12 protein-coding genes are annotated in these 12,032 nt (G+C 35.1%); 7 read left to right on the top strand and 5 right to left on the bottom strand.

Features of this window, described 5'->3' with window-relative positions; all coding sequences use genetic code 11:
- Window positions 1-252: 252 nt before the first annotated feature.
- From G466_RS0112640 to G466_RS0112630, 3 genes are all read left to right on the top strand, one after another.
- Window positions 253-549 (top strand): cupin domain-containing protein, encoded by a 297-nt coding sequence (locus G466_RS0112640; RefSeq protein WP_026813997.1) that lies wholly within the window; start codon window positions 253-255, stop codon window positions 547-549.
- Window positions 550-733: 184 nt separating this feature from the next.
- A complete protein-coding gene (locus G466_RS0112635; protein WP_026813996.1) occupies window positions 734-1,882 on the top strand; it encodes a vWA domain-containing protein in 1,149 nt (382 codons plus the stop codon).
- Between the two features lie 79 nt (window positions 1,883-1,961).
- Window positions 1,962-3,431 carry a magnesium chelatase gene (locus tag G466_RS0112630; RefSeq protein WP_026813995.1) on the top strand — a complete coding sequence of 490 codons (1,470 nt, stop codon included), beginning with the start codon at window positions 1,962-1,964 and terminating at the stop codon, window positions 3,429-3,431.
- 11 nt (window positions 3,432-3,442) lie between these two features.
- On the opposite strand, the gene G466_RS0112625 is transcribed toward G466_RS0112630, so the two are convergent.
- A complete protein-coding gene (locus G466_RS0112625) occupies window positions 3,443-3,925 on the bottom strand; it encodes a hypothetical protein (RefSeq protein ID WP_026813994.1) in 483 nt (160 codons plus the stop codon).
- A gap of 393 nt (window positions 3,926-4,318) precedes the next feature.
- Here G466_RS0112625 and truA point away from each other — a divergent pair, with 393 nt between their 5' ends.
- On the top strand, window positions 4,319-5,104 hold the full coding sequence (gene truA, locus G466_RS0112620; protein WP_026813993.1) for a tRNA pseudouridine(38-40) synthase TruA: 786 nt from the start codon (window positions 4,319-4,321) through the stop codon (window positions 5,102-5,104).
- 188 nt (window positions 5,105-5,292) lie between these two features.
- Window positions 5,293-6,399, top strand: a complete 1,107-nt coding sequence (gene corA / locus G466_RS0112615) for a magnesium/cobalt transporter CorA (protein ID WP_026813992.1) — start codon at window positions 5,293-5,295, stop codon at window positions 6,397-6,399.
- Window positions 6,400-6,533: 134 nt separating this feature from the next.
- Here corA and cysM read toward each other — a convergent pair whose 3' ends face one another.
- Entirely contained in the window at window positions 6,534-7,418 is an 885-nt protein-coding gene (gene cysM, locus G466_RS0112610) for a cysteine synthase CysM (protein ID WP_026813991.1), read from the bottom strand.
- A complete protein-coding gene (gene epsC / locus G466_RS0112605) occupies window positions 7,408-8,202 on the bottom strand; it encodes a serine O-acetyltransferase EpsC (protein ID WP_026813990.1) in 795 nt (264 codons plus the stop codon). Before epsC ends, cysM begins: the two co-directional genes overlap by 11 nt.
- A gap of 92 nt (window positions 8,203-8,294) precedes the next feature.
- Here epsC and G466_RS0112600 point away from each other — a divergent pair, with 92 nt between their 5' ends.
- Entirely contained in the window at window positions 8,295-8,981 is a 687-nt protein-coding gene (locus tag G466_RS0112600; protein WP_034235559.1) for a DUF2461 domain-containing protein, read from the top strand.
- Between the two features lie 9 nt (window positions 8,982-8,990).
- Here G466_RS0112600 and G466_RS0112595 read toward each other — a convergent pair whose 3' ends face one another.
- A complete protein-coding gene (locus G466_RS0112595; RefSeq protein ID WP_026813988.1) occupies window positions 8,991-9,404 on the bottom strand; it encodes a hypothetical protein in 414 nt (137 codons plus the stop codon).
- Between the two features lie 353 nt (window positions 9,405-9,757).
- On the opposite strand from G466_RS0112595, the gene G466_RS0112590 reads away from it, so the two are divergent.
- Window positions 9,758-10,147: an acyl-CoA thioesterase gene (locus tag G466_RS0112590; protein ID WP_026813987.1), complete on the top strand. Its 390-nt coding sequence runs from the start codon at window positions 9,758-9,760 to the stop codon at window positions 10,145-10,147.
- A 2-nt stretch (window positions 10,148-10,149) separates the two neighbouring features.
- Here the strand turns inward: G466_RS0112590 and G466_RS0112585 are convergent, their stop codons facing one another.
- Window positions 10,150-11,439 (bottom strand): dipeptidase, encoded by a 1,290-nt coding sequence (locus tag G466_RS0112585; RefSeq protein ID WP_034235555.1) that lies wholly within the window; start codon window positions 11,437-11,439, stop codon window positions 10,150-10,152.
- Between the last annotated feature and the right edge of the window lie 593 nt (window positions 11,440-12,032).

Raw genomic sequence — 12,032 nt, 5'->3', positions numbered from 1 at the left:
CTAACAATCTCAAATTTTTTGGCAAATGTTCTAACTTAGAAAAATCGCCGGCGCTTATTAAATTTTAAGGATTTATAATAAGAGATGGCTAACCGCCATTTTATAACACCGATGGGTGTTGTTAGATTAAAAAACCAATCATAAAGAGGTTAGCTTTCAATAATCTTAACAAAGTCCGTCATTTGTCTTTTAGAGGATAATTGGTTATATTAATTATTTACGCAAACATTTAAATGTTACTTAAAATAGTCAATGGAAAAAATTACAAATCCCAACGTAAAGTTATTAGCTAAAGGAGAGTTATTTAATGCAAAACAAATGGCTGCTAAGGCAGGAGAATTGTTGCCAAAACATAAAGCAAACAAAGAATCTGTACTTGTTGTATTAGAGGGAGAATGCGTTTTAACATTAGCAGATACAGAACATACTTTAAAGCAGGGAGACAGTTTTATTGTACCATCTGAAATAGTTCACCAGATTAAAGTAGTTAAAGATTTTAGGGCGGTGCATATAATGACTAATGATATTGAGTTCAAATTCTTCAAATAATATAAACTGGTGAAGCCGAGTGTTTTTGGAACATGTTAGAAAGCAACAATTTTATCGGTTTAATTCAATCAGATTATACAAAGAGGAACACCCCTTAACTAGATTATTTGTGGCTACTATTCCCTAATAGTTAAGTTTTCTTAAAAGGGAGGCGGAAGTATTTTAAATGTATTAAATTTATGATATGACTATAAATAGAAGAAAAGGCATTCGTTTTTCCACCTATATTGCACCTGACCAAAGCCCGTTCGAGAAACTTTTCGATATTTTTAAGGAACTGATTACCCATACCTCAGGTGATGTAGATGAAGCGCTGGATTGGTTAAGGGAATTGGATAAAGAATATAGTCTAACTGATGAAAACTATACTATTGAGGATTTTATAGAAGACCTCAAGGCCAAGGGATATCTGCGCGAAGAATTTAAAATAGGGGATAAGGATGGTGCTGGTGAAGGAACTTCCGAAGCAGATTTGGCAATAACGGCTAAAATGGAACGGGTCATCCGAAAAGCTGCACTGGATCAAATTTTTGGAAAGATTAAACGTAGTGGTTCCGGAGATCATAAAACGGGAAAGCCAGGTAGAGGAGATGAGCATACCGGAGAATATAGGGAATATCGTTTTGGAGATAGCTTGGAGCGTATTTCCATAACGGAAAGTTTAAAAAATGCACAAATAAACCATGGCATTGGAAATTTTAACTTATCCGAAGAAGATCTAGTAGTAGAGGATACTCAGTTTAAGGCCCAGATGAGTACGGTACTTATGATCGATATAAGCCATAGTATGATTCTCTATGGAGAAGATAGAATTACACCGGCTAAGAAGGTTGCCATGGCGCTTGCCGAGTTAATAACTACTCGATATCCTAAGGACACACTAGATATATTGGTCTTTGGAAACGATGCTTGGCCCATTCCCATAAAAGAATTGCCCTATTTAAGAGTAGGTCCCTACCATACCAATACCGTAGCAGGATTACAATTGGCCATGGATATGTTACGTAGAAAACGTAATACCAATAAACAGATCTTTATGATAACAGATGGGAAGCCTAGCTGCATTAGATTGCCAGATGGCACCTATTACAAGAACAGTGTTGGCTTGGATGATTATATTGTTGAGAAATGCTATAATATGGCCCGTCAAGCGAGAAAATTGCACATACCTATAACCACCTTTATGATTGCTAAAGATCCTTATTTAACACAATTTGTGAGGCATTTTACAGAAGCAAATAAGGGGAAGGCTTTCTTTACAGGAATAAAAGGTCTTGGAGAGATGATATTTGAGGATTACGAACAGAATAGAAGAAAAAGATTAAAAGGTTAAAGAATCCTGAGTTTAAAAAGTTAATTTGATTTGTCAGCGTTAGGAAATCTTAAACCAAATAAAATATAATTTATACTTTATGAAAGTGAACGATCAGGAAATGCTAACCATAGGAGATCTTAAGAAATCAGGTTATAAAACAAAGAAGATTAAAGATGAATTAAGGGATAATCTCTTAATGAAAATTAAATCGAAAGAAAATGCATTCCCAGGGGTATATGGGTATGAAAACTCCGTTATCCCGGAACTAGAAAGTGCAATCCTTTCTAGGCACAATATAAATTTATTAGGGCTAAGGGGGCAGGCTAAAACCCGGTTAGCGCGACTAATGATTAATCTTTTGGATGAATACATTCCGATCGTTTCTGGGTCCGAAATTAATGATGATCCCATGAGTCCTATCTCTAGATACGCCTTTGAAAAGATAAAAGAACTTGGAGACGATACGCCAATTAGTTGGATACACAGAAGCGAACGGTTCTTTGAAAAATTGGCTACACCAGATGTAACGGTCGCTGATTTAATAGGGGATGTAGACCCCATAAAAGCGGCCAACTTAAAATTATCCTATGCAGATGAAAGAGTGATTCACTACGGAATGATTCCAAGGGCCAACAGAAGTATTTTTGTAATTAATGAATTACCAGATTTACAAGCTAGGATACAGGTGTCTCTTTTTAATATTTTGCAAGAAGGAGATATACAGATTAGAGGTTTTAAACTTCGCTTACCGTTGGATTTACAATTTGTATTTACTGCAAACCCAGAAGATTATACGAATAGAGGTAGTATTGTTACTCCACTAAAAGATAGAATAGGATCTCAAATTCTTACGCATTACCCAGAAGATATTGCTACGGCACGTAAGATTACCGAACAGGAATCTAGATTAGATTCTAGGCAGTTAGACATGGTTTACGTCCCGGATATGGCTAAGGATCTATTAGAGCAAATTAGTATAGAAGCCCGGAAGAGCGATTACGTAGATCCCAAAAGTGGTATTAGCGCCAGAATGAGTATTACGGCATTTGAAAACTTGTTAAGTACTGCTGAGCGTAGAACCCTGAAAAATGGAGATACAGCCACCCAAGTGCGTTTAATGGATTTTATGGGGGTAATTCCCTCCATTACAGGTAAAATAGAATTGGTGTATGAGGGAGAACAGGAGGGTGCCGGGAGTGTTGCAGAAATTCTGATCGAAGATGCAGTTAAAACCCTTTTTGCACAGTACTTTCCTAAAATAGAAAAGCTAGAACATAAAGATGTGGAAGGGCCCTATGACAATCTGATGAGCTGGTTCTTTGACGGGGAAGGATTTGAATTGCTCGATGATGCAGTTGATAGCGAATACAAAGCTAAATTGGATAGTATACCTGCGTTAAATCAACTTATAGAGGAATATCAATCAGATTTCAACAAAAAGGATATATACTTTTTAAAGGAACTGCTTTTATGGGGCTTAGTAGGCTACAAGAAATTGAGCAAACAACGTTTTGTAAAAGGGTATCAGATTAAAGATGTTTATGGAAGTTTTATAAGGGGGCTGTAGTCCAAAAAGACCTAACCCCAAGTATTCTCATGATTGTTTAAGTAATCAAAGTCATATTGCCCTACTTTTCTTTTCCTGAGAAAAAAGGACCATAATGTACAGATAGAAAGAAGAATTTGAAGGCTAATTATTAAAATCCCTATGGGGTGGAATGTACTAGGAATAATATGACCTTCAAATTGTTGGTATGAGTTTAAAATTAAAGCTGTTTCTATAATTTCGTATAGGTAGAATATAAAAACCCCATACATCACATACTCTATGTTTCGCATGATAATATCAGGATATTCGTTTTCGGATACTTTAAACCATAGGATATATATGTAAACAAAATGCACCAATGATAAAATGGGTAAAATATAACTTTCCACCTTATTAAAATGTAACTGATCACTATATAAGCCATAAAAGCTAAAATAGACTAATGCGATTAAAATAATAATCGATAAAATTAGATTAACTCTAATAGCTCCTAATTTATTTTTGGTACCCATATATATGATATTCTTAATATTTTTTTAGCATATTTACGATATAATTGCTTTCTATATTGAAAATATCGATGAAGTGTAGGAAATTCAAGACGGAAGAATAGTTCATGACTTAATTGTAAAATTTAGTGCTTCTTACATTAATAAGTAATCGATCTTCTCTGGTCAGGATAGAAAAATCAACAATTGTAGAGGATTTTTCCGATAATTTATTCAAAAGACAGTCTTTGTTCTAATTAAATATGTAGCTCGCCTGTTGGAGTCATTTGTAGTAAGCGGAGTTTACTTTTATTATATTGGGCGTTTTAGTGCTATAAACGGAATTATCGTTATAATTGTTACAGTAGCAACGCTGTTTTATCGTGTGGGTAGTCAAGAATTTATTTGAAAGTTAAAATGCATAAAAAAAGATATTATTACCTAATACGCATACAATATTTAGGATTTAGATTCAGTGGTTGGCAAAAACAACCCCAACATAAAACTGTTGAGGGCATGCTCACAAAGACCTTGAAGTTTATTTTACCCGACACCAAATTTAAAATATTAGGTGCCGGTAGAACGGATGCAAAAGTTTCTGCGTTGGACATGGCATTTGAGTTATTTCTGTTTGATACGCCAATAGAGGATTTGGATAAATTTAAAACCGAATTTAATAGAAATCTACCTTCAGATATTCGCATTACTGGACTAGATGAAGTAAACAAGGAGTTTAATATTATTAAAGATAGTAGACAAAAAGAATATGTATATCTTTTTTCTTTTGGGGAGAAAAATCACCCCTACTGCGCTCCTTTCTTAACCAATATTGTTGATGATCTAGATATTGATCTTATGATTAAAAGCGCAGAATTGTTTATAGGTACGCACGATTTTTCTGCATTTACTGCGCGGTTACAGCCAAGCACCAAGGTGGTAAGGACCATTGATTCATGCCAAATAAAAAAGAACACTGTCTTAAAAGCCAATTTTTTTCCAGAGGTCAGTTATGCCCTGCACATAAAAGGAGCAGGATTTATGAGATATCAAATTAGGATGATCATGGGAGCTTTAATACAACTGGGTAAAGGAGAACTACTTTTATCCGATATTAAAGAAGCGCTAAACAATAACAATACTACAACCCTAACCTATGTAGCACCCGGATCGGGTTTAATGCTCTATAATTTAGATTTTGAATAACTACTATTTCTGTTTTCAATTTTATTGAAACTTAAATTGGTTCTCCTTATCTAATTTATTTTAATCTGTACATTATGTCCTTTTATTTAAAAAAAATTAAAACTCTAACAACTGATAAAAGCATCTTCCTGAATGCTTATTTTAGTAAACCAAAGACCTATTGCAGCAAATTTTAAGAGTAAAATATTATGGGTAAAAAAAAGAGAACAGCTAAGGTTACCAATAAAAAACAATCGAGACGCGCCAAAAAGATGGGCAAGGCTCCCGGGAGTGTTATATATATGGGGAATAGGGAAGGCGAGAAGAGTAGTGTGCATATATTGGAATACCAAGAACATCAAATAGATGAATTTGAATTTGATGTTTATAAGCAGGAGGACTTTGAAAAAATAATAGAATTCAAAAACAGTCCTTCAATCTCATGGATTGATGTAATTGGCCTTAGTGACGAAAAATTAATTGAAAAGCTTGGAACTTCCTTTGGCCTTAATCTACTTTCAATAGAAGATGCTGTGAATACTAACCAGCGTCCTAAGATTGACGAATATGATAATTATATTTTCGGTGTTTTTAACATGCTCTATTTAGATCATAATAATGAACTGGTGGCAGAGCACGTCGCTATTGTTCTTATGGAAAACACGGTAATCGTCTTACAAGAACTCAAGGACGACGTTTTTGACGGTATTTATAATAGAATTAAAAGCAAAACGGGCAGGATAAGAGAAAAAGGAGCCGATTACCTATTCTTTGCCTTACTCGATGCCATTATAGATAACTATTTTGTAATCCTAGAAAACATAAATTCTAAGATTGAAATTTTGGAAGAAGATGTTTATCTGCATCCTACACCGGAAATAGCACAAGATATTCAATTGTTAAAAAAAGAAGTGCTAAGAATTAGGAGGTGGATTTATCCAGTTAAAGAAATGATAAGCAAGTTAATAGATACTGAGCATCCTCTAATCACAAAGGACACTAAGCTTTTTCTTAGAGATGCTATGGATCATAGTATAGAAATAAATGAAACGCTGCAGGTATACAGAGAAATGTCTATGAGTCTCATGGAAATGTATATTAGCAACGTTAGTAATAAGATGAATGAGGTTATGAAAGTATTGACTATTATGGCTTCCATCTTTATTCCGCTTACTTTTATAGCAGGAGTTTATGGTATGAATTTCGATTATATCCCAGAATTACACCTGAAATACGGGTACTTTTATGTCTGGGGATTAATGATTCTTATTTTTGTTGGATTACTTTTCTATTTTAAAAGAAAAAACTGGTTGTAATTTACAAAGCCCAAATTGTATTATTAAATGGCTTTTTTTCCTTACTAATCCTAATTAGGGTTTAGGTTTATTATTTAGCCTTTACCTAGGAATGTCTAGTATCTTAACCCTCAACTTATTTTGAAGCCGGTCTTTTATAAAAACAGATCCGATGAAAGGTAGCGGTCCCCTCTATCGCAAACGATGGATACAATTACTCCGTTTTCTAATGTCTGCGCCAATCTTACTGCTGCGGCTGCGGCTCCTCCGCTACTCATTCCTGCAAATATCCCTTCTTCCTTTGCCAGACGCTTGGTCATTTCAACAGCTTCTAACTCATTCACTTCCAAAACAGAATCCACTTTTTTTGCATCAAATATTTTAGGGAGATATGCTAGTGGCCACTTGCGTATACCAGGTATTTTGGCATCGTCGGAAGGTTGCACACCAACGATTTGGATCTTGGAGTTCTTTTCTTTTAAAAATGTTGAAGTTCCCATAATAGTTCCAGTGGTGCCCATTGAAGATACAAAATGGGTAATATTTCCATGTGTTGCATGCCAAATTTCGGGACCAGTACTTTGATAGTGAGCCTTCCAGTTGTCATTATTAGAGAATTGGTTTATCATATAAAACCCTTCCTCTTTCACCTTATTCTCCGCGTAATCCCTAGCCCCTTCAATACCCACATCGGCAGGAGTAAGTGTAACCTTGGCCCCATAGGCTCTCATGGTCTGAATTCTTTCTTTGGTAGAGTTTTCTGGCATTACCAATTCGATATCCAAGCCGTATAGACCTGCAATCATGGCCAATGCTATGCCTGTGTTACCACTTGTAGCCTCAATTAACTTGGAATTGGAATTAAAATCACCCCTCTCTAATCCTGCTTTTATCATATTTAAGGCAGCTCTATCCTTAACACTACCACCAGGATTATGACCTTCTATTTTAAAATAAAGGGATACGTTTGGATTAGGATTGATATTTTTCGATAGTACTAAAGGAGTATTTCCTATAGTATCCAATAAGCTATGAGACATTTGGAGTAGTTTTTATTTTAATTTCTGGAGAATGAAATACCGTTGAATTGGCGGGAACAGAAGTAGTTAACCATGCATTTCCACCAATAATGGAATTCTTGCCAATTATGGTTTCCCCTCCAAGAATAGTGGCATTGGCATAAATGGTGACATTATCCTCTATTGTGGGATGTCGTTTTGTTTTTTGTAGGTTTTTGGCAACGTACAAAGCGCCTAAAGTAACTCCCTGATAGATTTTTACATTATCTTTAATTATAGCGGATTCCCCTATGACCACTCCAGTGGCGTGATCTATAAAGAAGGATTTTCCAATTTTCGCCCCTGGATTTATGTCCACTCCAGTTAGTTTATGGGCATATTCCGTCATTAATCTTGGTACGAGAGGAAAGCCTTCTTGGTATAACTCGTGCGCCAATCTATAAATGGCAACGGCATGAAAACCAGGATAGGCTAAATATACTTCTTCAATGGATAAGGAAGCAGGATCACACTCTACAATAGCTTGGGCATCTAGATTTAATTTCTCTAGAATTTCAGGTAATAATTTTACGTATCGGTTCCAAACATCACAACAAGGCGTATCCGACTCCCAACAGGCTAATTCTACCAATTCCTTAAATTCCCTTTCCAGAATATCTAGGTTTTTTTCTACAGGTGTATCAATGTCGAATAAAGTATAAAACAATCGGTCTGTAAATTGTTCTGTCTTTTCCTTTAAAATAAATCGAAGGTTGGGCTGCTTTTTGTGTTGTTTAATATTTTTTATGATCAATGCTTTATCCATTTGCTTTATTGATTGTAGAAACTCAAAATTAACTATTATTTCAAAATCCTCTGATGTGAATTTGGTTAACTTTAGCACAAAGTTAAAATCAAATGAGTCGTACACAACAGGAACTAATTACGAAAGAGGTCTTTCAATTTTTAAATTCCCTCAAAGATAATAATACAAGAGAGTGGTTTTCCGACCACAAGTTAGCATTTAAAACACAGGAAACCACAGTTAAAAATTTCTTCACTCAGCTTAAAAACAAATTAAAATTACATGATGATATTGAAAGACTAAAAATGTTCCGGATTTATAGAGATGTGCGCTTTTCAAAAGATAAAACACCCTATAAGGTGCATTTTGCAGCTTCATTTTCTAGAGCCGGAGTACATTTACGAGGTGGATATTATGTGCAATTAAAGCCGGGAGAATCATTTATAGCAGGGGGTTTTTGGGAGCCTAACAAAGAGGATCTCTTGAGAATAAGGAAGGAATTTGAAATGGATGCCTCCGAAATTCGGAGTATTATAAATAACAAAGAGTTTAAAGAAGTATGGGGGGAGATGCAAGGTGATGAATTAAAAATAGCACCAATGGGTTTTGATAAAGATCACGAGAATATAGACTTGATTAAAAGAAAACAATTTATTTTTATAAGAAAAATGACTGATGAGGAAGTGTTATCGCATGGTTTTATAGATAATATAAATAATTCCTTCCAAAAAATTCGTCCGTATTTTGATTATATGAGTGAAGTTCTTTCCACCAATTTAAATGGGGAATCCCATGTATGATTAAAAGAGTTATAAAGAGGCAACTATATTATCTTCAAATAACAAAATTTGATCTTTTAAACGCCCTATAACCATTTGCATCATCCGTTTGTTTAGGGCCGATGAATTTTGAGTATACAGCTGATACTCCTCCTCGGTATACTGCCCAATAATGATGCCTTTTAAAGAATTTCTAAATTTAATGTCCTTTTGAATGGAATTCTCTACAAAACTCAGGCGTTCCTCTAAACTTAATTCATAAAATCCGTTTTTGTGCTTAGTGATATAATTTTTAAAGACCATTACCAAAAGTGCGTTCTGCAATTTTAATATGGGACGTAATGTTTTATTCTGAAACTTTTCGCCCATACTCATATTGTCGGTAACAACTGCATTAGGAATGACAGGTCTAATCTCCAAAAGACAATCCGTTCTATAGTTCATAACAAAGGTGTTTTTATAAAGATAGGTCATAACATTTGTGGGAGAAAGGTAGGAGAGTTATAGTTTTTAACGAGGTTATGAACATTAGGTATAAAATGGTTGCTTAAATAACCGGAAATGGCGATAAGCGGAAAAAGTAAAGCCCTACGATTTTTTATATTGTCTTTTAAACGAAATCGATCACAACTATTATTTTTCAAGGATTATTATCTCCCTTATAATATCCCTATTATTTTTTCATACCGAATAAATTAAAGGTTCGTAATTTAGATATATTTAAATCTCAATACTTTTCTACCCTGTAATTGCCTTGGGTTAATTACTTTAACTAATTTTCAAAAAAATAGAAAAAGATGAGATTTCATACAAGAAAATGGGTGAAACCAGAGGATTTAAATGCTAATAATACGTTATTCGGAGGGAAGCTTCTGGCGTGGATAGATGAAGAAGCCGCTCTATACAGCATTATTCAATTAGAGAATAAACGGGTGGTTACCAAATATATGTCAGAAATCAACTTCATGAGCACTGCATTAAAGGGCGACATCGTTGAAATTGGCATAGATGTGGTCAATTTTGGGAGAACTTCCTTAACACTTAAATGTGAAGTCCGCAATAAAATGACCAGGGAAACTATTATAACCGTAGAGAATATTATAATGGTAAATCTTGGCGCTGATGGAAAACCTACGCCACATGGAAAAACCAAAATAGAATTCGTAAGGGACCGTTTATCCTCTTAAGCCTAATTTGTAGCGGAAGCGTTAGCCACTTGTTGTACCTGATCCATTACCCTAAGTAGATTTTCTCCCCAAAGCTTGGCGATTTCTTCTTTAGAATACCCTCTTTTAACCAATTCTAAAGTCACGTTTGGTGTTTCCGAGGCATCTGTCCACCCCACAATTCCACCGCCTCCATCAAAATCAGAACTTATACCAACATGGTTAATTCCTATTAAATCTACCATATAATCTACGTGATCAACAAAATCGGATACACTGACTCCCTCTGGAGCGTTTTGATCTTTTGCAGCTTTTGCATTGACTATTTCCACTACGGTGGGATAGTTCTTTCTATAATTGGCACGCTTCTCTTCTGATAGGCCTGCCAATTGCCACCTTTCGTACCAATCCACTCCAAGTGAGTCTGCCACCTGAATGTGTAGTTCTTTCATATACTTCTGATGCGTCTCATGCTTTTCTGTATTTAGGTAAGAACTAAAAGCAACGGTCTGTACTACGCCGCCATTTTCTTTTATCATTAATAACTGCTCATCGTCTAAGTTTCTACTATGACCACAAAGTGCTCTAGCAGAGGAGTGAGAGGCTATTATAGGTGCTTTAGTCAGGGCAATCATTTGTTTCATGGCTTCTGCTGAAGGATGGGACACATCTATCATTATGCCCAATCGATTCATTTCAGCTACTGCCTGTTTGCCCAGTTCACTTAGACCGTTATGGAGCCATACATTATCTTCTTCCCCTGTGTTGGAATCACAAAATTGACTATGGCCATTATGGGATAGGGAGATATATCTAGCCCCTAAATTGTAATAATTTTCAAATTCGGATAAGTCCTCTCCAATTGGATAGGCATTTTCCACACCAATCATAGCTACTTTTTTACCCGATTTTACAATTCTACGTACATCATCAGAGTTATAAGCTAACTCTATTTCCTCTGGGGCAATTTCATTGCAAAGTCTATGGATAGCGTCAAATTTGGACATGGCATTTTCTTTTGCTTTCGCATAGCCCTCGGCATTAAGTTCACCTTGGCCAGTGTATACAATTAACCAAGAAACATCTAGGCCTCCTTCTTTTAACTTAGGTAAATTTACTTGATTGTCTAAGCGCTGAGTATAATTTATACTATCTGTGAAATTGGCAACATTGATGTCTATATGGGTGTCAATAGTAATTACTTCCTCATGGATCTGAGATGCTTTCTCCTCTAGGGAATTCGCTTTATTTACCTGCTTTTCCTTACAGCCCATTATAGCTAGTAAGCACATAATTCCGATTATTGGTCTCATAATATTTGGTTTAAGACCTACAAATAACGCCAATTGACAATAGAAAACGAAACCTCGGGTACATTTAATTATCCGCTTTAAAAGAAAAAATAAAAATTTAAGAGTAGGGTATAAGTCAATAAGGTTGTTATATTAAAAAAAATAGTAAAGACACTTTGTTGACCGTTGATTTTAAGTTGCGTTGGGTTTAGAGACGAATATACCATTGGCAACTTGTAATATTGGAGGGAATAATTTGTTTGAAAATATAAAAATTGTAACCAAAAAGAATTAGATAACGGCGATTAAAATAATTTCTCCCCTAAATAAGGGGAATTTGACAACAAAATTAAACAAGTTCACCACATTTTATTGTATAAATTCCAGATTGTAGATATATTTACTACCTGATAATTGCCCCAAAAATTAACCAATTAAACCAGTCTTACTTATGTTGTATGATACCTACGGTGAGGAATACCTAGCATTCCTTCAGGATTTAAATGAAATCTTAAGTTTAAAGGCGCATTCAGAATTGACGCAACTGCTTGTTTATCAGGTATTTAATTCGTATATTTAGATATAATAAAACCCCGAAAACGAGTCTCTAGCTC

This window comes from Arenibacter certesii DSM 19833 (assembly GCF_000429545.1).
Taxonomy (GTDB): domain Bacteria; phylum Bacteroidota; class Bacteroidia; order Flavobacteriales; family Flavobacteriaceae; genus Arenibacter; species Arenibacter certesii.
Note: the sequence above shows the minus strand (reverse complement) of the source record. Positions and strands in the feature narration are given on the sequence as shown.